Source organism: Rhodopseudomonas sp. RCAM05734, from assembly GCF_052658035.1.
In genome coordinates, this window is record NZ_CP199742.1 from 5,497,687 (window position 1) to 5,518,145 (window position 20,459).

Below are 20,459 nucleotides of genomic sequence, written 5' to 3' on the forward strand. Positions count from 1 at the left end.
CGTCCCCTCCTCTGCTGCGTATGAAAGTGATCACGCCGCAGGGGCGTGCGGGATGCGAGGCATTTTCGCCGGCCATCCTCCGAACGGACGACGCGACCGAGAGAAATTCCGACTTCATTCTCGCCAGTGTTCAACACGAGCGGGAATTTCATGACATGAATAAAACCATCAACTTGGTGCGAAGCTTTGCAGGAGGCGCAGCTATTGTCGCAGTCGTCTCCTTCCACGTCGCCGGCGCGTCTACGGCCAGCGCGGCGACCAACAGACACAGCGTTTTGGGTTCGATAGGCGGCGCCGTAGGGGCTGCGGGACGTGCCGCCGGACAGGCCGCCGGAGGGTTGGGCGGCGTGGTGATCGGCCGCACATTGGGCGGAAGCAAAAAGCCGATTGACGTGAGCAACCGTCGCACCGATCGCCTGCCTCCTGCGGCGGCACCGCCGAGCACGCGAGATCATCGACGGCCGCCGGCCACGAACGTCGTGCGCGACCATCGCACGCAGCCGATTGTGAGAGACCATCGGAGCCGGTGATGGACCGGCCTCGCCCAGAAAGCGACGAGCCCTGGGCGAGGCGGCAAACTCAGCCCCACGCAGTCGCTCTGTTTTTCTCTCCGATATCTGTGGATGACGCCGCTTTGCCGCCCACGGCAGCTCAGCATGTTTGAGCTATCCGCACTGCGACGCCAGGTTTTTTCAACGATCTGGCGAGCCCGCTTCATTTGTCTTCGCCCTCATCGTCGGCACCATCTTTGCAAGACGTGTCCTGCCCCGGTATCATCGCCGCGGCATCGGGGGCTTCATGCTGCAATTGCAATCGGCGTTCGGCGTGCTGGCGCTGCTCGGCATCGCCTGGGCGCTTGGCGAAAACCGCAACAAGGTGTCGCTTAAACAAGCCGCCATCGGCCTCGTCGCCACCTTCGTCACCGCGATCGTACTGCTGAAAATCCCGATTGTCGCCCACGCCTTCGGCGTCATCAATGACGCCGTCAGCATGATCTCGGCGGCGTCGCGGGCCGGCACCTCGTTCGTGTTCGGCTATCTCGGCGGCGGCGCGCTGCCGTTCGACCTCAAGACACCCGGGGCGGATTTCGTGCTCGCGTTCCAGGCGCTGCCGATCGTGCTGGTGATGAGCGTGCTGACCACCCTGCTGTTCTACTGGCGCGTGCTGCCACCGGTGGTGCGCGGCATGGCGTGGCTGCTGGAGCGCACGCTGGGCGTCGGCGGTGCGGTCGGGTTGTCCACCGCCGCCAATGTGTTCCTCGGCATGGTCGAGGCGCCGCTGTTCATCCGGCCCTATCTCAATCACCTCACCCGCAGCGAGCTGTTCCTAGTGATGACCGGCGGCATGGCCGGCATCGCCGGCACCGTGCTGGTGCTCTACGCGACCTTCCTGGCGCCGCTGATTCCCGATGCTGCCGCGCATTTCGTGATAGCCTCGGTGCTCGGTGCACCGGCCGCGATCCTGGTCAGCCTGATCATGGTGCCGGAGACCGACCGGCGTCGCACCGGCGGCGCGCTGACCGATCCCGAGATGGGCGCCTCGGGCACCATGGATGCGATCGTCAGGGGCACCGCGGGCGGCGTCGAGCTGCTGATCAACATCATCGCGCTGCTGCTGGTGCTGGTGGCGCTGGTCTATCTCGCCAACGCCCTGCTCGGCCTGCTGCCACATGTTGGCGGCGCCGCAATCTCGCTGCAGCGGATGCTCGGCATCGCCATGGCGCCGGTGTGCTGGCTGCTCGGCCTGCCATGGAATGAGGCGGTCACGGCCGGAGCTCTGATGGGCACCAAGACCGTGCTCAACGAGTTGATCGCCTATCTCGACTTCAGCAAACTCGCGCCCGATGCGCTGAGCCCGCGCTCGCGCCTGATCATGCTTTATGCGCTGTGCGGCTTCGCCAATTTCGCCAGCCTCGGCATCATGATCGGAGGCCTCGGCACCATGGCGCCGGCACGCCGCGACGAGATCAACGCGCTCGGGCTCAAGTCGATCGTGTCGGGCACGCTGACCACCTGTCTGATGGGCGCCATCGTCGGCGTGCTCAGCTAGTAGCTCCGGTTTCAGCCTCGGGCAGAACCCTGGTCGCGGACAAGATGCGCCGCCACTGTATCAACCGCCGGAGCTTCGACGCGCCGGGCGAGCGTCGATCGCCGGCACAGAAAGGGATTGTTCGATTCCGCGCAGCAGCACGCCTGCCCGCGATGCGCTGTGGTCGAGCAGCCAGCGACCGAAGGCGGCGGGCGACAGCGCCGGGGCATAAAGAAATCCCTGGACCACGTCGCACCCTAACTCTGCGAGCAGCTGGAACTGTCCTTCGGTTTCTACCCCTTCAGCGACCACGGTCATTTGCAGGCTTTGCCCAAAGCGGACGACGGCGGTCACCAGCGCCCGCGCACAGGCGGCAGTCTCCAGATCATGCATGAAGCTGCGGTCGATCTTGAGTTCGCGTATCGGCAGATGCGCCAGCCGGCTGAGGCTCGAATAGCCGGTGCCGAAGTCGTCAAGCGACAGCCCGACGCCAAGCGTGCGGAGCGCCATCATCGTCTCGATGGCCTGCGAACGCTCGTTCTGCACCACCCCTTCGGTCACCTCCAGCATCAGCGCCTCCGGCGGCAGACCGAACTCCGCCAGGATTCCGGCAACGATCGGGGCCAGCTCCGCATTCTGGAAGTTGATGGGCGACAGATTGACCGAGACGCAGGGAATATCCAGCCCGGCAGCGCGCCACGCGACCAGTTGGCGACAGGCCTGGCGGATCGACCAAAGCGCGACCTGCTCAATCAGTCCGCACTCCTCGGCCAGCGGGATGAATTTGGCCGGCGAGACCGTGCCGAGCACCGGATCATGCCAGCGGGCCAGGGCCTCGACGCCATGGATCGCACCATCCGAAGTTCGGATCTGCGGTTGATAGTGGAGTTCAAGCGCATCGTTCGCAATCGCGGCGCGCAACGCCGCGCTGTAGACGATTCTTTCCTGACCGCCCCCGTTCATGTCGGCACTGTAGAAGCGATAGGTGGAACGCCCGGCGCGCTTGGCCTGGTACATCGCCGCATCCGCCTGCTTGATCAGCGTGTCGATGTCCGACGCATTGTCCGGATAGAGGCTGATGCCGATGCTCGCCGACATCGCCACCTGCCGCACTCCGATCTCGAGCGGAACCAGCATGGCCTCGGCGACCGTTGAAGCGACCTCTCCCGCCTCGCGCCCTTCGCAATTCGGCATCACGATCACGAACTCGTCGCCACCGAGGCGACCGAGCATGTCGCCCGGACGAACGTGCGCGCGCAGGCGCCGTGCGAATTCCACCAGGACGTCGTCGCCGGCGGAGTGACCGAGCGTATCGTTGACGTCCTTGAAATTGTCGACGTCGAGGAACGCGAGCGCCACATGCCGTCCGGCGGGACACCCTTCAATCGCTTCGGCAATCAGATCGCGTAGGCGCGTACGATTGGGCAATCCGGTCAACGTATCGTAGTAGGCGAGCCGCGCGATCTGGGAGCGCGCTTCCTTGCGCTCAATCACGAGCGAGCCGAGATACACGCAGGCATCGATGATGCGCTGATGCCAGCGACTGGGCGGCCGGCATTCTCTGAAATAGAAAGCGAAGGTTCCGATCACGCGACCGTTCTTCGCCTTGATCGGGGAAGACCAGCAAGCGCGCAGGCCGACTTGAAGCGGACGGGCCTTGTAGGGCTGCCAGCGCGGATCGGTGTCGATATCGATTGCGAGGACGGGCCGACCGTAGAACGCGGCCGTTCCACAGGAGCCCATGTCCGGACCGATTGCGACACCCTCCAATGACTGGGAATAGTCCTCCGGAAGGCTGGGACCGCCCAGCGGATGAATCAATCCGCCGGCGTCGACGTGGAGCAGCGAGGACACCACATCGGGCGCAATCTTCTCGACAAGCCTGCACAGGCGATCGGCGATTTCGGTGATGGGCATTTCATCGGCGAGCGCGCTCAGGGTGAGCTGCTGCAGCGCGCGCAATTGTTTGGTCTCGGAGATATCTGTCACCAGCGCAAACACATGGGTGATTTGTCCGCTCGCATTGCGGAACGCTTCCACCCTGACCGAGATCCAGATTTCGTCGCCGTTCCTGTTGTAGACGAGGATCTCCTCCTCGCCGCCCTCTTCCTTGATGCAGCGTCCGATGCGGGCCAGTGTCGTGCGGTCGCTATAGCGGCCCAGCAACAGCTTGGGCGCCGGCTGGCCCTGCGCCTCCTCCGGCGGATAACCGAACAGATCCGCGAAGGCGGCATTCGTGTACATGATGTGATAGGTGGGATCGGTGACGACCACCACACGGTTGGTCCTGTCAGCGATCAACGAGAGAAGCGCCCGCCGTTCGCGATTTTCAACCTTCGTGGTGATGTCCCGAACGAAGGCAATTGTGCAGTGCTCGCCGCCTTGCTCGCCCTGCGACATAGCCAGCTCTGCGGGGATCCGACGACCGTCCTTGCGTACGATGCCGATCTCGGCACGGAATTGCGGTATCCCGACGGGTCCGTCGACACTGCAATAGAAAGGAATCGGCATCGGCTGGCGCAGTGCATCGATCCCCAGGCAGCCGACATCGCGACCGAGAACCTCGTTCCGCTTCAGCCCCCACATCGATTCCGCGGCGGCATTGAAGTAACGCACATGATAATCGCCATCGATGATCACCACGGCATCATCCGCTCGCTCAAGCGCCATCAGGCCGAGGTCTGACGCTTCGATCGTAGACGTCGCGTAGGAGTACATCGCAAGACCCAGATACCTGTTGCAACCAACGCCTTCTGTGCAAGGCTGCGTACGGAATCGAACTTAGAGGTCCAACAGTGATTAAAGTGTTGCGCGGACCCGTCGGGGCGACGGGCATCCTAAAATTTCCGTTGCACGGAAGGATAGGATCGCGCCTTCGATCGATGCGCTATGCCCTGCACCAGGTCGAATAGTACCTATCGCCGAAGGATGGTAGCGGTCGCCGATCCACTTGCGATCAGACGACCCAATGCGACGTATGCGATGGCCCTGCGGAAGACGACGGCGTCGAGGATGATCGCTACGACGGCGCGGAGATCCGACGGTCGTCCCAGGGAGAATCGGGGGCGCGACTCGCGCAAGTCGCGGCGAACGAACGGCCGGGCTCACCGACACGGGAGCGCAATGCAAATCCGTGATTAGACAGCGCAGCCGCTTTGGCATGTTGCGCGGCTACGTTGCTCGGGCCGAATCAATTCAAGCCGTGTCAATGCAGCCGGAACACGCCGTCGATGGCACGGAGTTCAGCGGGCTTGATCAGCTTGGAATGCGCCACGGTGACCGAAAACAGCGGCCCCTCCAACTTCTCTTCCCAAAACGCCAGAAAATCCTTCAGCGCCGGAAACTTGGGAAACAGGTCGTAGTTCTGCCAGAGATAGGTTTGCAGCAGTGAGGGGTGGTCCGGCATCCGATACAGGATCTGCGCCGTGGTCAGTCCGTAGCCCAGCACCTGCTTCCTGAAGTCCTCGGAAACTGCACTTCTCGCAACCATGTCAAACCTCCATGGACAGAGCGCATTCGGCACAAGTGGCTTACGGTCGATGTCGGATTCGCTCTTCGCTCCTATGACCGCGCTGCCTGCCGCGAACCGGATTCCACTTCGCCATGACAGTGCGATGCATGAAATGTGACGCAATTAACCACGTCATCTCAAGCCTAAAAGTTTAACAATCCATTGAAATTGCGAGCGTTAGCAGCGACTTACCGCGACTGCTAACAGCACCCGCTACCGCCGATAAGGATGCCGCGGCAAATTGGCAGCCGTCATATTTGAGTGCCAAAATTTTTGCTAGAAGGGCTTGTCCAGCCGGAACCACGGGCCTATGTCCAGACCGGCAACGCTGGCACTCGCTGGCGCTGACTGCTAAATTCAAGATTTGGCAAACATCTTCAGAAACTTAGGAGGACTGCATGAAATTCCGTCCGCTTCACGATCGCGTTGTGGTCAAGCGTATCGACGCCGAAGAGAAGTCTGCTGGCGGCATTATCATCCCGGACAGTGCCAAGGAAAAGCCCTCCCAGGGCGAAATCGTCTCTGTCGGTCCCGGCGGCCGTGACGAAGCTGGCAAGCTGATCCCGATCGACCTCAAGGTCGGTGAGCGCGTGCTGTTCGGCAAGTGGTCGGGCACCGAAGTCAAGATCGACGGCCAGGAGCTGCTGATCATGAAGGAGAGCGACATCATGGGTGTCCTCACCGATATCGCTGCCGCTCCCGCCAAGAAGAAGGTCGCTTAGTAAGCGCCTCTCCCGCAACCCTTCAATCATTCAGGAAGCAAACATGTCAGCCAAAGAAGTGAAATTCGGCGTTGATGCCCGCGACAAGATGCTGCGCGGCGTCGACATTCTCGCCAACGCCGTCAAGGTGACGCTCGGCCCCAAGGGTCGCAACGTCGTGCTCGACAAGTCGTTCGGCGCGCCCCGCATCACCAAGGACGGCGTCACCGTCGCCAAGGAAATCGAGCTCGACGACAAGTTCGAGAACATGGGCGCCCAGATGGTCCGTGAAGTGGCCTCGAAGTCGGCAGATCTCGCCGGCGACGGCACCACCACCGCGACCGTGCTGGCCCAGGCCATCGTCCGTGAAGGCGCCAAATCGGTTGCCGCCGGCATGAACCCGATGGATCTGAAGCGCGGCATCGACCTGGCTGTGGAAGCCGTGGTCGCCGACCTCGTCAAGAACTCCAAGAAGGTCACCTCGAACGAAGAGATCGCCCAGGTCGGCACCATCTCCGCCAACGGCGACAGCGAAATCGGCAAGTTCCTCGCCGATGCCATGAAGAAGGTCGGCAACGAGGGCGTCATCACGGTTGAAGAAGCCAAGTCGCTCGAGACCGAACTCGACGTCGTCGAAGGCATGCAGTTCGACCGCGGCTACATCTCCCCCTACTTCGTCACCAACGCTGACAAGATGCGCGTCGAGTTCGACGATGCGTACATCCTGATCAACGAGAAGAAGCTCTCCAACCTCAACGAGATGCTGCCGCTGCTCGAAGCCGTCGTGCAGACCGGCAAGCCGCTCGTCATCGTCGCGGAAGACGTCGAAGGCGAAGCGCTCGCCACCCTCGTCGTCAACCGTCTGCGTGGCGGCCTCAAGGTTGCCGCTGTGAAGGCTCCGGGCTTCGGCGATCGTCGCAAGGCCATGCTGCAGGACATCGCGATCCTGACCGGCGGCCAGGCGATCTCGGAAGATCTCGGCATCAAGATGGAGAACGTCACGCTCGCCATGCTCGGTCGCGCCAAGAAGGTGATGATCGACAAGGAGAACACCACCATCGTCAACGGCGCTGGCAAGAAGGCGGACATCGAAGCCCGCGTCGGCCAGATCAAGGCGCAGATCGAAGAGACCACTTCGGACTACGACCGTGAGAAGCTGCAGGAGCGTCTCGCCAAGCTGGCTGGCGGCGTTGCCGTCATCCGCGTCGGCGGCGCGACCGAAGTCGAAGTCAAGGAGCGCAAGGACCGCGTTGACGACGCCATGCATGCAACCCGCGCCGCTGTCGAAGAAGGCATCGTCCCGGGCGGCGGCGTCGCCCTGCTGCGCGCTTCCGAGCAGCCGAAGAAGATCAAGACCGCGAACGACGACCAGAAGACCGGCGTTGAAATCGTGCGTCGCGCTCTCTCGGCTCCGGCCCGCCAGATCGCGCTGAACGCAGGCGAGGACGGCTCCGTCATCGTCGGCAAGGTCCTGGAAAACCCGTCGTATGCCTTCGGCTTCGACTCGCAGACCGGCACCTACGGCGATCTCGTCAAGAAGGGCATCATCGACCCGACCAAGGTGGTCCGTGCCGCGATCCAGAACGCAGCTTCGGTTGCTGGCCTGCTGATCACCACGGAAGCCATGGTGGCCGAGCTGCCGAAGAAGGGTGGCGCTGCCGGTGGCATGCCCCCGGGCGGCGGCATGGGCGGCATGGACTTCTAAGGTCCAAGCCAACCAAGCTTATTACAAACTCGGAGGGCGCAGTGAGAACTGCGCCCTTTGTTATTCCAGGGCACCAAGGTCACAAAATTGATGGAGGCAATTTTGCGCCAAACCCCTCGGATCCGGACTTCAGTAGGCACAATATTCATAAATGGCTCGAAAAATTCGGGTCGTTACGAATAAGAGCAATAGTTCGTCAGCGGTAGCTCAGGGGAGAAACAGCTTTCTTGCATTCACACCATCTGCAATTGTGAGCTCTGGTGTGCACGCCTCATCCAAAGATACAGCAGCAACACCGGCAGAACCTTGATCAAATGCGGCTTGTAGAGACTGGCCGCTCGCGATCGCTCCGTAGAATTTTATCGCAAATGCGATTGCCGCGGTGTCGGAGACGGAATCTTCCATGACTATGATGGCTTTTGCGACGCCGAGCAAAGCCCTGCGCGCGCCGGCGCTTTTGCAAGCGTTGAGAACGATAACGTCCGGCGGATGATCCACAGCCTTACGCACCCATCCCGGCGAAGTGTTGCGCGAGGAATACCTCGTCCCGCTGGGGCTGTCGGCACGGGCGCTGGCGAAGGCGCTCGACGTTCCCGCCAATCGCCTGAGCGAGATCGCGCGCGGCGCGCGCGACGTCAGTGCCGACACCGCGATCCGGCTGGGGTGCTATTTCGGGACCGATCCGCGGTTCTGGCTGAGCCTGCAGATCGCACATGACCTCTCCAAGGCGGAGATGACCAACAACTACAAGAAGATCGTTCCGCGCCCCGCGACGTGATCGCGGCCGACAATTGCGCGACGAACGCAGCGTCCGCCGGGAGCCTCGCGCGGATAACGGCTCTGCGTCACGTGGGCTTCGGATCCGATCGCCATCGGTTGACGATCCACAGCGCGGCCCACGCGCCGAACAAGGTGGCGAGCATGCCGCCGGCGAGTGCGGCGGACATGGCAAGACCGCCCGTGCGTGCCAGCGACCCGTTCACGTCCATGATCGCGCCGATCAGCATCACCACGACCAGCCCGCCGAACTGGGCGCCCACAAGCGCACCGATGAAGGTGACAACGACGTTGACGATCCAGCCGAGCACGCCGCGTTGCTTCGTCCATGCCTCGTGAAGGCCAACCGCCAGCGCAGCGACCAGAAAACAGAGGCCGATCGTCAGCGACCCACCGACGCTCGCCAGCGGAATAGCACCCGTCGATTGAAGCAGCAGAATGGCGGTCACGGCAGCCAGCGCGATGTACAACATGACGATCTCCTCGACGTTTTGTCATCGGCTTGTGGAGCGGGGTTCAACGGTTGAAAACGGCGGAATGGACCGCCAGACCCGCCTATTTGCACCGCTCCGGGCCTCAGCCTTAGTTTCGACCTGTTGCATTCAGTATTCATTCAACGCATGTCTTCCAGACTAGAGACACGATTCCAGAACGCGCGGAGCCGCCATGACGTGGATGCTGAAATTCCTTGCTGTCCTGCTGGCTTGCATCGTGGCCTCGGAAAGCCCGTCGCGGGCCGCGCCCGCCGAACGGCGCATCGCGCTGGTGATCGGCAACGCCAACTACCAGGCCGGGGCGCTGCCGACGCCGGCCAACGACGCCGGCCTGATCGCGCAGACCCTGCAGGCCGCCGGCTTCGACGTCACCGGCGCCCGCGATCTCGACCAGGACACGCTGCGCCGCACCTTCCGGGAATTCCTCGACAAGGCCGCCTCGGCCGGCCCCGACGCCGTCGCCTTCGTCTATCTCGGCGGCTACGGCCTGCAGCTCGAAGGCGAGAATTACTTCGCGCCGATCGACGCCAAGATCACCCGTGACGTCAATGTCTCCGTGGAGGCCGTCCGCCTGTCTGACTATACGGCGCCGCTGGCGGCGCTGAAGCTGAAGGCCAGCATGGTTGTGCTCGATCTGGCGCGCGCCAATCCCTTTGCCAGGACCGGCAATCCGCTGTCCGGCGGACTGGCGCTGGTCGATCCCGAGCCGGGCATGCTGGTGGCGTTCAACGCCGCACCCGGCACCGTGGCGCCCGACGAGGCCGGCCCCTATTCGGCCTATGCACAGGCGCTCGCCGAGATGATGCGCGAAGGCGGCCTGAGCAGCGACGACCTGTTCAGCCGCATCCGGCTGCGCGTCAACGAGACGACCAAGGGCGCGCAGGTGCCATGGAACGTGTCGAAGCTGCAGGCGCCGTTCACCTTCTTCGAACGCGCCCCCGACGCGCCGCCGCCGACGGTGTCGCGCGAGCAGGCCGCGGCGGTGCGCTCCCGCCCGGTACGCGATTTCGATGCCAAGGAAGCCTATCTCGCCGCGGTCGATCGCGACACGCTGGAGGACTACGAAGCCTTTCTCGACGCCTATCCCCGCGATCCGATGGCGCGGCGCGTGCGCGCCATCGTCGCCGCGCGCCGCGAGGCGATCACTTGGCGCCGCACCCGCAACGTCAACACGCCGCCGGCCTACTGGTCGTATCTGCGGCGCTACCCGCGCGGCGCGCATTCCGACGACGCGCGGCGCCGGCTGAGCTATCTCTCGGCTGCCTACGATCCGCCGCCCAGCTTCACCGTGATGGCCTACGACATTCCGCCACCGCCGCCGGAAGAAGTGATCTACATCCAGCGGCCGGTGCTGATGTTCGACGATCCGGATTTCGATTTTGCGCCGCCCCCGCCGCCGCCGGTCTTCTTCCTGCCGCGGCGCCCGGTCTATTTCGACGATCTGCCGCCGCCGCCGCCTCCGGTCTATGCCTATGTCCTGCCGGTGCCGAACTATCAGCCGGTGCCGGTGTGGGTCCGGCCGCCGCGCGACGCGGCGCCGCCGCCGAGCAACATCATCTACAACAACATCCACAACACCGTGGTGATCAACAACACCACCAATGCGGTGACGATCACCAATCCCGCGGGACAGGCGCAGGTCCTGCCACCGCCGGCAGCCCCGGTGGCGGCGGCGCCCGCACAGGCGCCCGCACAGGCCGGATCGCCGGCATCGCCGCCGGTGGCGGCCAGCGCGATCGCGGCGGGTGCTGCCGGTGTCGGCGCCGCGGCCTTGCTCGCGCCGTCGCTGCCGCCGTCGGTCGCGACCAAGGCGGCGCTGGCCCCCAGTCCCCCGCCCGCCCAGCTGTTCAAACCGGCGCTGGCGGCAAAGCCGGCACCGTCCCAGGCGCAGACGACCCCGCCGCCCGGCGGTCCCGGCGCACCGACGCCGGACGGCAAGCCCGCGCCCGGCGCTTTGCCGCCCACGGGTGCCAAAATGGGACCGGCCGGCACAACGCCGCTATCCGGTGCCAATCCGGCGACCCCGCCCGGCGCGCCGGTCGTGCCCCCTGCCAATGGCAAGCCGGCAGCGCAGACCTTGCCGGGTGCCAATGGCCAGCCACTTCCGCCGGTCCCGGGCGCGCCCGGTGCAACGCCGGCCGGCGCGAAAGCCAACCCGGCGGGTGGACCGCCGCCGGCGAATCCGGCGACGCCGAATGGCAAAGCCTCCGGCACCGCCCTGCCCGGCGCCAACGGACAGCCACTGCCGCCCGTCCCCGGCGCAGCGCCGGCGGGCGCACGCCCCGGACAGGGTGGACCGTCGCCGGCAACGCCGCCCGGCGCGAACGCATCGGGCTCCGCACCGCCCGCTGCCAACGGACAGCCTCGCCCGGCAGCCGGGACGCCTGCCGCGACGCCCAATGCCGCAAAGCCGGGATCGGCCTTGCCTGGCGCCAACGGCCAACCGCTGCCGCCCTTGCCCGGTTCGCCGCCGACACCGGCTGCACCGGCTGGCGGCGCAAGACCCGAACAGGCCGGAGCGCCGTCACCTGCAACGCCGCCGCCGCATGCGAACGCGCCCGGCTCCACGCCGCCGGCCGCCAACGGCCAGCCCCGCCCGACCCCCGGGACGCCTACCGCAGCGCCCAATGGCGCAAAACCGGGATCGGCCTTGCCTGGCGCCAACGGCCACCCGCTGCCGCCCTTGCCCGGTTCGCCCCCGACACCGGCAGCCCCGTCGGCCGCCCCCAAATCGACCCCGCCTGCGGCGCCGCCACCTCCACCGGCAGCCGCCCGGCCGTCGACGCCGCCACCCGCAGCGGCCCGTCCAGCCGCGCCGCCGCCACCGCCTGCTGCGGCGCGCCCAACACCGCCGCCTCCTCCGGCCGCGGCGCGTCCGGCAGCACCACCATCGCCTCCTCCCTCTGCAGCGCGACCGTCAGCACCGCCACCGCCTCCCGTGGCACGACCAGCGCCGCCTCCGCCGCCACCACCTCCCGTGGCGCGACCGGCACCGCCTCCACCGCCACCGCCTCCCGTGGCACGGCCGGCACCGCCACCTCCGCCGCCACCTCCCGTGGCACGGCCGGCACCGCCACCGCCTCCGCCGCCTCCTGCGGCGCGGCCGGCACCGCCACCTGCGCCTCCGCCGGCAGCGGCCCGTCCGGCTGCCCCCGCGGGGAAGCCTTGCACGCTGCCCGACGGCAAGCCCTGCCCGCCTCCGCGGTGAGCCGCGGCGGGGCCGATCGGAGGCCCCCGCAGGGGCCTCCGAATGCGGCGCGATCGACAAAAGAAAACCCCGGCAGCGATGCCGGGGTTTTGTTTGTTAGGGCCTGATCACCGAAACGCTATCCGCTTCGCTGCTGCCGCTACGCCCGAGCTACGAGCCGCCGACAAGCTCGACCAGATGCGCACGCGAGGGCGACGGCTCGAACCGGTCGGCAAAATATTGCGTTTCGTGGGCCACCAGCCCGTCGCGGAATTCCATGATGCTCACCGCATAGGTCGGAATGCCGTCATAGGTCAGCACGAACTCGGTGACCCACAGATCGCCGCTACCAATCATGCTCCGGACCGCAAAGCGCTTCTTGTTCGGCTGGACGAACCGGCTCTCCTGAATGTTGCGCCGGCCGCAGAATCCGCTCGCGGGACTCCGGATAATCCAGCACGGCATCGTCGCGGTAGATGTCATGTTCGGCTGTGAAATCGCCGGCATCCGACGCATCCCAATGGCGCTGCGGCGAAGCCCTTATGGTTGCACCATCCATGTCAACCTCCGCCTGCGCCCTAGCCGCTCGGCTTCTCGTCGGCATATTTCAGGATCGTCTTCAGCAGCCCGGGAAACCGTGCGTTGATATCCTCCTCGCGCACGATGTTGCGATGCTCGACGCCCTTCTTGGCAGTCTGGACCAGACCGGCGTCGCGCAAGACGCGAAAATGGTTGGACAGTGTCGACTTGGCAATGTCCGGGCACGGCGACGCCTCGATGCAGGACATGCAGTCGCCCTTTCCGATCAGGCCCCGCACGATCTGCAGCCGGATCGGATCGGCGAGTGCCGAGAGAACGCCGGCCAGCGTGATGTCCTGCCGCGCGGGGTGAACGAAGGGAGCCATGATAAAGATATAGGCGCCCCCTTGATCCGGTTCAATACTTCCATACTTCGGTATTTCTGAACTATTAAACAAGGAACAGGACCATGACCAAGACTTTCGCAGGCAAGGTCGCGCTGGTGACCGGCGCCTCCAAGGGCATCGGCGCCGAGATCGCCATTCAGCTCGCCGCCGCCGGTGCGGCCGTGGCTGTCAATTACGCCTCCAGCAAACAAGGTGCCGACGCCATCGTCGCGAAGATCACGGCCCAGGGTGGCAAGGCCGTCGCCGTGCACGGCAATCTCGCCGATCCCAAGGGAGCCACCGCGGTGGTCGCCGAGACCGTCAAGGCGCTCGGACCGATCGACATCCTCGTCAACAATGCCGGCATCTACGCCTTTGCCCCGCTCGACGGCATCACGCCAGAGCACTTCCACACGCACTTCGACCTGAACGTACTCGGCCTGCTGCTGGTGTCGCAGGAAGCGGTGCGGCATTTCAATCCTGCCGGCGGCAGCATCGTCAACATCTCCTCGGGCGTGTCGACGATCACGCCGCCGAATTCGGCAGTCTACACGGCGACAAAGGCGTCCGTCGACGCCATCACCTCCGTACTGGCCAACGAACTCGCGCCCAGGAAGATCCGCGTCAACGCCGTCAATCCCGGCATGATTGCCACCGAGGGCGTCGTCTCGGCGGGTATCGCCGAAGGCGACATGCGCGGCTGGATCGAATCCGTCACGCCGATGGGCCGCATCGGCAAGGTTGAGGAAATCGCCTCGGCTGTCGTTTTCCTGGCGTCGGACGCTGCATCCTACGTCACAGGCGAAACGCTGCATGTGACAGGTGGATTGAAGTAGCTATCCCCGAACGATAGCGCCGCAGCGATCGCCCTTCGACCCGTCAGGCACACATGCCATGCCAACACGAAAAACCCGGCCGCATCGCTGCGGCCGGGTAAAGCTTGCCTGAAAAGGGCTTGCTAAAAATCAGTACTTGGCGACGACCGGGCTGTTGAAGTGATAGTTGACGCCGCCCTTGACGGTGTGGGTCGTCAGGCCGAGGTCGGTGAAGCCGGTGGTGGCATCGCCGTAACGGGCATTGCCGTAGTCGGCGTACATGTATTCGCCCTTCAGCGACCAGTTCGATGCGAACATGTATTCGACACCGCCACCGACGGTCCAGCCCGAATGGGTCTTGCTCTCGGACACCGTCGCGACGTTCGGCACAGTAAGCGACACCTGGTTGTTGGCCCAGGCATAGCCGCCCTTGGCGTAGAACAGCGCGGCGCCGGCGGTGACACCGGCTCGACCGGTGACGCTGCCGAAGGCACGGACCTTGTCCTCGAAGGTCAGATTCGGCAGCAGGGCTTCACGATACTTGATCGCGCTGCCGGCGGCGTCGACTTCGATGCCCCACAGCCACATGCTGCCGGGAGTCTGCCAGTTGTAGCCGATGGTGCCGCCGCCGAAGCCGCCGTTGATCTCGTTGCTGCTCACGGCGAAGCCGTCGAGACGCACGCGCTGCGACCAGCCGTAGCCGCCCATCACGCCGGCGTAGAAGCCGGACCAGTTATAGCCCACAGCCGCCGGAGCCGGTGCCTTGGTGTAGGAACGCGCGGCCAGATCGGCGGCCGATGCCGCATTCACCGCTCCCAGAGCAACGATCGCGGCGGTAGCAAAAGAAAGCTTCTTCATCGGAATCCCCAGTGATTAACTGCGGTGATCACTAGGTGAGTTGCCGCCAAGGAGGCAATGCGCTGCGCGCGCAATGACTTGACCGAGCGTCTCAGCCTCTCGCGCGTGGCCGATCCGCCACATCCGAATGGCCTGACAAGACGCCGGCCGGAACGTCCGGCAGAGCGGATCGCCACGCAACCTGTCCATCAGACCAACGCACCCGCAACCGATGTCGGTTCCCGTTGCCGCGCCATCACCACAGTTCCTTCATTTTGGAATCAGGCGCGGAACACCACGATGGGATGGCAGTTGATTGCCCACTATCAGCACCCAAGGAGAACGTTCTTGAAGAAAATTGCTTTTGGATTTGCCGCCGCTGTCGCACTCGGCCTCGCCTCGTTCAGCGTACCGGCATCGGCCGCAGCGCCGGTTCAGGCCGGGATCGCCTCGACCAGCACCGATATCTCCGCCGCGCGCTATGTGGTTCGCCGCAAGGTGGTTCGCCGCGGCCCGGTGTGCACCGTGCGAACGGTGGTGCGGCGCGGGCCGATGGGCCGCCGCGTCGTCACCAAGACCCGCGTCTGCCGCTAACAGACAAGCACTGACAACGGAAAGCCCGGCAGCGATGCCGGGTTTTTTGCTGCCGTCTCAGTCGAGTTTGACGCCGGCTTCGGTCACCACCTTGCCCCAGCGCGCGACTTCGCTCGACGCCAGTTTGGCGAAGGCTGCGCCGGACACGTCGGGCACGTCGGAGCCGTTGCGCGCCCAGGCTTCCTTGATCGCAGTCGTCTGCAACGCGGTGCGCAATTCCTTCGCCATCCGGTCAACAATGTCTTGCGGCGTGCCCTTCGGCGCAAACAAGCCGTACCAGGTCGCCACTTCGTAGCCCGGCAGGCCGGCTTCGGCGGCGGTGGGAATATCGGGGAATGCCGCCACCCGCTGCGGCGCGGCGATCGCCAGCGCGCGCAATTGGCCGCTCTTGATCTGCGGCGCCGACGAACCGAGCCCGTCGAACACGACCGGGACGTGGCCTGCGATCAGATCCTGCATCGCCGGCCCGGCGCCACGATACGGCACATGCAGCAACCTGGTGCCCGTCATGGATTTGAACAGCTCGCCGGCCAGATGATGGGTGGTGCCGGCGCCGGCGGAGCCGTAATTGACCTTGTCGGGATTGGCCTTGAGATAGGCGATGAACTCGCCGAGCGTCGTGGCGGCCACCTTGTCGGGATTGACCACCACCACCTGCGGCGGCCGCGCGATCAGCGCCACCGGAATGAAGTCCTTCTCGATGTCGTAGTCGAGCTTGGGGTACAGCGCCGGCGCGATGGCGTGATGAGCGGCGCCCATGAAGAACGTATAGCCGTCCGGCGCAGCCTTGGCGGCCAGCGAGGCTCCCACCGTCCCGCCGGCGCCGGCGCGGTTCTCGATCAGCACGCGCTTGCCGAGTTGGGCGTCGAGCTGCTGTGCCAGCGGCCGCGCGAAGGCGTCGGTGCCGCCGCCCGCGGCGAACGGCACGATGAAGGTGATCGGTTTGTCGGGCCATGCCGGAGTCTGCGCCCCTGCGGCCCCGGCCGAAAGGGCGAACGCAGCGAGCGTGGCAGCGCGAATGATGTTGAAAGTCACGGTGTCCCCTCCCCAATCCAGCAAGGCAGATCCGCTCGATGAGCGTCGCCCCTTATGACCGCATCACGCCGGATGGTTGATCCGGCGCATCGCGGTACAATTTATAAGGGATTGAGACAGGATGTAGTGCGTACAGCAAGGCCTGCCGCTCGCGGCGCTTTGCCTCAGTTGAGCCTGGCGACCACCACCAGCCGCCGGACGTCGCCGTTGCGGTAGGCCTGCAGGAACTTGTTGTAGTCCCGGAATGACACGCAACCGTTGGAATCGCCGTTGGGGCCCAGCATGTAAGTGTGCGCCAGCAGGCCGTTGCGGCCATAGATGGCGCCCTCGCCGCCGACCGGTGTCAGCCGCAGCGCCGCGACACCGTGGAACAGCGCCTCGCGCGGCTTGAGGTCGTAGACATGCGGCGGGGTGACGCCGCGCATCCGCTCATGGGCGTAAGCGGGATTGTCGAGCCGGCTGCCGAGACCGGAATGCGCTTCCAGGGTGGTGCCGTTCGGCATGTAGACTTTCTTGGCCGAGATATCATAGACCGCCGTGGTGCGGTCATAGGCCTGCGCCTTGATGAGATCGCGACCGTCGCTGCCGATGCCGCCATCGGAGCCGGCGAAGGCGAGCTGGGTGCCCGCAGCGGGCTGCTCCCTGCCGAACAGCTTCTCGAACATCGACGGCTTGTTGTTGGCGGCGGCAAGCACCGTGGCCTTGGCGCGCTGGACCATCAGCTCATGGGCGGAGATGCTCTGATTGGGCGGCAAGCGCAGCTCGGAGGGCTTGGCGGCCGGCACCGGAATGCTCGCCACCAGCTGACGCACGGTCGGCGGCTTCACGGCGTCCAGCGGCTTCGGAATTTCGGCCTGGGCAATCGCAGCGGCCTCCACTGCGGCCGGAACCGGCGGACGGCGGAAACGCTCCGGCGGCGCGCCCATCGAGAAGGTCGGGTCGAGCCAGGCGACCTGGCGACCCAGCGTCACCGAGGTCGGCGCGATATCCGCCGCTGCCTGTGCCGCCGCCTTGGCCATCGGGGCAAAGCGATCGGCGAATGAGGTCTGACCGAAGCGTTCGGCAAAGGACGACTGCTCGCCGTCGGCGGCCGATGTTGTTGTCGCGGTTGCGGTTTTGACCCTGACGCTGCCGGAGACGGCATCGACCCCGGCCGCGAACAGGTTGGCATACAACGTCCAGGCGCAGCCCAGCGCCACCAGTCCAACGGCGACGCCGCCGAGCAGGTTCTGCGGGGCGGTATTGCGGGATGAACGTCGGCGATGAGCCGTAGAAGCCTTGGATACGCGATTACGGGTCTTCATTCGCCCTGAGTCCACACCAATGTCACTGCACCTGCCCTGCGAAGCCACGGATCCGTGGAGCATCTCGCAGAGCAGCGAAGCGCCATTAGGGCGACTTTTAGTTAAATGCGGATTAAGGTCGGCGGTTGTGAGACTGCGGGAAACCCGGGCATTTGCCGGTCGACCGGTGCGTCAAACCATCGCCGCCTCCCCCCCCTCGGGGAGGCGATCCGTTCGGCGGCGACCTCGCTCAATAGGTCAGCTTGGGATACCAGTCGGTGCCACGTCCCTCCGGCGTGACATCGAGGATGGTCCATAGCGGCATCAGATCCGGCGCCCCGCGCGGGTCCTGGCCGGGGTCGGCGCTGGCGCGGTCCATTTCGCCGCTCCAGAAATGGCGGATGATGCCGGCCCTGCGTGTGAACACGTTGAATGCCGCATCGTCGCCGCCATCCCCGGTCAGCCCATGGTAATCGCGGCTGAATTCCTCGGTCGGATCGGAGTAAAGCGGCAAATGGTGCCAGCCGCGCTGCTTCTTGAACGCCAGCAACCGCTTGATCGGCGACCGCGCCACCACCGCCAGCGCGACGCGCTGCTGGATGTCCGGCACCTCGCCATCCCATGCCGACAGCAACGAGGTGCACATCGGGCACGGCTTGTCGCGCTGCGGCCCGAACATATAGCTGTACACGACCAGCGTATCCTTGCCGCCGAACAGGCCGCGGAAATCCACCGGTCCGTTTTCTCCGACGAACCGATAGGCCCTGGTCACCTCGCCGCCATCGGGCAGTGCGCGACGCTGCTCGGCCACGCGCTCGATATGGCGGCGCAGCTCGATTTCTTCCGCCAGCAGCGCGATACGTGCGCGGCGATATTCCTCACTCTCGTTCGGATAGCGAAACGGGCTGGCCTTCGCCAGTTCCGTGGCCGGCTTCAATGTCCGGTTGCTCATGGCATGATCTCCACATGCTGATGTCGACACGTCCTTGTGCAAGACGTCCCGGCGCCGGCCGGACCGACATGACGCAACGGCGCCGGCGACGATTTCCGAAGGTCGCCCTGCCCAATCCGATCTGCGGTGAGAAGCGCCGGGACGGAACATTCCCCGCCCGCGCCATATTGATACTCCAAGCATGGCGCATCATCCCGGCGCCATCGATATGGGAGACACGTTCATGTCCGCGCTGTCAGGCGATCCCTATGGTCATTCGGCAGAAAAGAGCCGCTATCTCTCGGCACCGCGACGGCCGGATTTTACCCTCGATCAGGACTGGGGCAGCTATTCCGCCGCGGAACACGATCGCTGGGACCGGTTGTTCGCCCGCGCCCGGGAGGTTCTGAAAGGCCGTGCCTGCGATCCGTTCCTGACCGCGCTGAACACGCTGCAACTGTCCGAGACCGGCATTCCCGAGCTGGAAAAGCTCAGCGCCCGGCTGAAGCTAATCACTGGCTGGCAGATCGTCCCCGTCGCGGAACTGGTGCCCGACGACATCTTCTTCGATCACCTGTCCCATCGCCGCTTTCCCGCTGGCGCCTTCATCCGGCCGGAACACGAGATGGACTACCTGCAGGAGCCGGACATCTTCCACGACGTCTTCGGCCACGTGCCGCTGCTCGCCGACCCCGTCTATGCGGATTTCATGCAGGCCTATGGCGAAGGCGGTCGTCGTGCGCTCGACCTCGGCCGGTTGAAAAACCTGGCGCGGCTGTACTGGTACACGGTGGAATTCGGCTTGCTGAAAGGCGCCAATGGCTTGCGGATCTTCGGCGCCGGCATCCTGTCATCGGCCACCGAATCTGTGTTCGCGCTGGAAGATCCCTCCCCCAACCGGATCGGCTTCGACCTCGAGCGGGTGATGCGGACCAACTACGTCATCGACGATTTCCAGCAGACCTACTTCGTCATCGACAGCTTCGAGAAGCTGCTGGAGGACAGCTATCGCGATTTCGGCCCGCTCTATGCACGGCTCGGCGATGCTTCCGACATCGCCGCCCATGACATCACCGAGACCGACCGCGTCATCAATCGGGGCACCCGGGCCTATTTCAACAACAAGCCCAAGGCAGCATCGGCTGTTCAATGAGTTGGTGCGGAACTTGGCCGGAGATGAACCGAAGCGGCGGCGGAAGCTGCGGTGGAAATACGACAACTCGTTGAAGCCGCAGCTCAGGGCGACGTCGCTGATCTTCAGCATGCAGTTGCGGTCGTCGAGCAACATCGTCCGCGCCTTCTCCAGCCGCAGTTGCATGATGCGATCGGTGATGCTCAGTCCTGAGGACTGCAGCAGATCCTGAACGTAACGCACCGACAGGCCGAGCCTTTCCGCCACCACCCGGGTGGAGAACTGCTGATGGGCAAAGCCGTCATGGATTTGCGCCATTACGCTGGCAATTCGTGCCGCGCGCAACCCAACCGCGCCCACGGCAATGTCCGCCGTCACGCGCTCGCTGACCTTGTCCGTCCCGATCAGTTCACTGGCTTCGAAATTTGTGTTTTGCATTGCGTCCGCCAATCATTCCATTTCCCACGGCCATAGGTCGCAACGACCCCGGGATTTGGTTCAAAGCTGGCAGCGATAAAATTGAT

17 protein-coding genes and 3 pseudogenes are annotated in these 20,459 nt (G+C 64.8%); 9 read left to right on the top strand and 11 right to left on the bottom strand.

The features are described 5' to 3' along the window. Nucleotides 1-20: 20 nt before the first annotated feature. Both ACUXVA_RS26225 and ACUXVA_RS26230 read left to right on the top strand, forming a co-directional pair. Nucleotides 21-530 (top strand): hypothetical protein, encoded by a 510-nt coding sequence (locus tag ACUXVA_RS26225; protein ID WP_445489046.1) that lies wholly within the window; start codon nucleotides 21-23, stop codon nucleotides 528-530. Nucleotides 531-798: 268 nt separating this feature from the next. Beyond that, nucleotides 799-2,049, top strand: a complete 1,251-nt coding sequence (locus ACUXVA_RS26230; RefSeq protein ID WP_445489048.1) for a NupC/NupG family nucleoside CNT transporter — start codon at nucleotides 799-801, stop codon at nucleotides 2,047-2,049. Nucleotides 2,050-2,109: 60 nt separating this feature from the next. Here the strand turns inward: ACUXVA_RS26230 and ACUXVA_RS26235 are convergent, their stop codons facing one another. Together ACUXVA_RS26235 and ACUXVA_RS26240 are read right to left on the bottom strand one after the other, a co-directional pair. After that, complete coding sequence (locus tag ACUXVA_RS26235) at nucleotides 2,110-4,746, bottom strand: EAL domain-containing protein (protein ID WP_445489050.1); 2,637 nt, start codon at nucleotides 4,744-4,746, stop codon at nucleotides 2,110-2,112. Between the two features lie 487 nt (nucleotides 4,747-5,233). Beyond that, nucleotides 5,234-5,518, bottom strand: coding sequence for an usg protein (locus ACUXVA_RS26240; RefSeq protein WP_265082989.1), 285 nt, complete (start codon nucleotides 5,516-5,518; stop codon nucleotides 5,234-5,236). 419 nt (nucleotides 5,519-5,937) lie between these two features. Here ACUXVA_RS26240 and ACUXVA_RS26245 point away from each other — a divergent pair, with 419 nt between their 5' ends. Next, nucleotides 5,938-6,261, top strand: coding sequence for a co-chaperone GroES (locus ACUXVA_RS26245; protein WP_265082988.1), 324 nt, complete (start codon nucleotides 5,938-5,940; stop codon nucleotides 6,259-6,261). Between the two features lie 43 nt (nucleotides 6,262-6,304). After that, nucleotides 6,305-7,945 carry a chaperonin GroEL gene (gene groL / locus ACUXVA_RS26250; protein ID WP_445489052.1) on the top strand — a complete coding sequence of 547 codons (1,641 nt, stop codon included), beginning with the start codon at nucleotides 6,305-6,307 and terminating at the stop codon, nucleotides 7,943-7,945. A 207-nt stretch (nucleotides 7,946-8,152) separates the two neighbouring features. Here groL and ACUXVA_RS26255 read toward each other — a convergent pair whose 3' ends face one another. Next, the gene (locus tag ACUXVA_RS26255; protein WP_445489054.1) at nucleotides 8,153-8,443 is read right to left on the bottom strand and encodes a hypothetical protein; all 291 of its coding nucleotides are present in this window, start codon (nucleotides 8,441-8,443) and stop codon (nucleotides 8,153-8,155) included. 4 nt (nucleotides 8,444-8,447) lie between these two features. On the opposite strand from ACUXVA_RS26255, the pseudogene ACUXVA_RS26260 reads away from it, so the two are divergent. Then, nucleotides 8,448-8,723 (top strand): annotated as a pseudogene (locus ACUXVA_RS26260) (HigA family addiction module antitoxin); the annotation flags it as partial. Nucleotides 8,724-8,790: 67 nt separating this feature from the next. Here ACUXVA_RS26260 and ACUXVA_RS26265 read toward each other — a convergent pair. Further along, nucleotides 8,791-9,195 (bottom strand): hypothetical protein, encoded by a 405-nt coding sequence (locus tag ACUXVA_RS26265; protein ID WP_265082984.1) that lies wholly within the window; start codon nucleotides 9,193-9,195, stop codon nucleotides 8,791-8,793. Nucleotides 9,196-9,388: 193 nt separating this feature from the next. On the opposite strand from ACUXVA_RS26265, the gene ACUXVA_RS26270 reads away from it, so the two are divergent. Next, nucleotides 9,389-12,424, top strand: coding sequence for a caspase family protein (locus ACUXVA_RS26270; RefSeq protein WP_445489056.1), 3,036 nt, complete (start codon nucleotides 9,389-9,391; stop codon nucleotides 12,422-12,424). Between the two features lie 150 nt (nucleotides 12,425-12,574). Here ACUXVA_RS26270 and ACUXVA_RS26275 read toward each other — a convergent pair. Beyond that, a pseudogene (locus ACUXVA_RS26275) lies at nucleotides 12,575-12,962 on the bottom strand (nuclear transport factor 2 family protein). Nucleotides 12,963-12,981: 19 nt separating this feature from the next. Then, entirely contained in the window at nucleotides 12,982-13,308 is a 327-nt protein-coding gene (locus ACUXVA_RS26280) for an ArsR/SmtB family transcription factor (protein WP_265082983.1), read from the bottom strand. 83 nt (nucleotides 13,309-13,391) lie between these two features. Between ACUXVA_RS26280 and ACUXVA_RS26285 the strand changes: the two genes are divergently transcribed. Further along, nucleotides 13,392-14,144 (top strand): SDR family NAD(P)-dependent oxidoreductase, encoded by a 753-nt coding sequence (locus ACUXVA_RS26285; protein ID WP_445489059.1) that lies wholly within the window; start codon nucleotides 13,392-13,394, stop codon nucleotides 14,142-14,144. Between the two features lie 129 nt (nucleotides 14,145-14,273). Here the strand turns inward: ACUXVA_RS26285 and ACUXVA_RS26290 are convergent, their stop codons facing one another. Then, nucleotides 14,274-14,981, bottom strand: coding sequence for an outer membrane protein (locus ACUXVA_RS26290; protein WP_445489061.1), 708 nt, complete (start codon nucleotides 14,979-14,981; stop codon nucleotides 14,274-14,276). Between the two features lie 327 nt (nucleotides 14,982-15,308). Between ACUXVA_RS26290 and ACUXVA_RS26295 the strand changes: the two genes are divergently transcribed. Then, nucleotides 15,309-15,554 carry a hypothetical protein gene (locus tag ACUXVA_RS26295; RefSeq protein ID WP_265082980.1) on the top strand — a complete coding sequence of 82 codons (246 nt, stop codon included), beginning with the start codon at nucleotides 15,309-15,311 and terminating at the stop codon, nucleotides 15,552-15,554. Nucleotides 15,555-15,611: 57 nt separating this feature from the next. Here ACUXVA_RS26295 and ACUXVA_RS26300 read toward each other — a convergent pair whose 3' ends face one another. The 3 genes from ACUXVA_RS26300 to ACUXVA_RS26310 form a co-directional block, all read right to left on the bottom strand. Further along, nucleotides 15,612-16,589 (bottom strand): Bug family tripartite tricarboxylate transporter substrate binding protein, encoded by a 978-nt coding sequence (locus tag ACUXVA_RS26300; RefSeq protein ID WP_265082979.1) that lies wholly within the window; start codon nucleotides 16,587-16,589, stop codon nucleotides 15,612-15,614. 164 nt (nucleotides 16,590-16,753) lie between these two features. Next, nucleotides 16,754-17,893, bottom strand: coding sequence for a DUF2778 domain-containing protein (locus tag ACUXVA_RS26305; RefSeq protein WP_265082978.1), 1,140 nt, complete (start codon nucleotides 17,891-17,893; stop codon nucleotides 16,754-16,756). Nucleotides 17,894-18,122: 229 nt separating this feature from the next. Continuing rightward, nucleotides 18,123-18,824, bottom strand: coding sequence for a DUF899 family protein (locus ACUXVA_RS26310; protein ID WP_265082977.1), 702 nt, complete (start codon nucleotides 18,822-18,824; stop codon nucleotides 18,123-18,125). 223 nt (nucleotides 18,825-19,047) lie between these two features. Between ACUXVA_RS26310 and phhA the strand changes: the two genes are divergently transcribed. Next, complete coding sequence (gene phhA / locus ACUXVA_RS26315) at nucleotides 19,048-19,956, top strand: phenylalanine 4-monooxygenase (protein WP_445489064.1); 909 nt, start codon at nucleotides 19,048-19,050, stop codon at nucleotides 19,954-19,956. A gap of 15 nt (nucleotides 19,957-19,971) precedes the next feature. Here the strand turns inward: phhA and ACUXVA_RS26320 are convergent. Further along, nucleotides 19,972-20,373 (bottom strand): annotated as a pseudogene (locus ACUXVA_RS26320) (helix-turn-helix transcriptional regulator); the annotation flags it as partial. Nucleotides 20,374-20,459 lie beyond the last annotated feature (86 nt).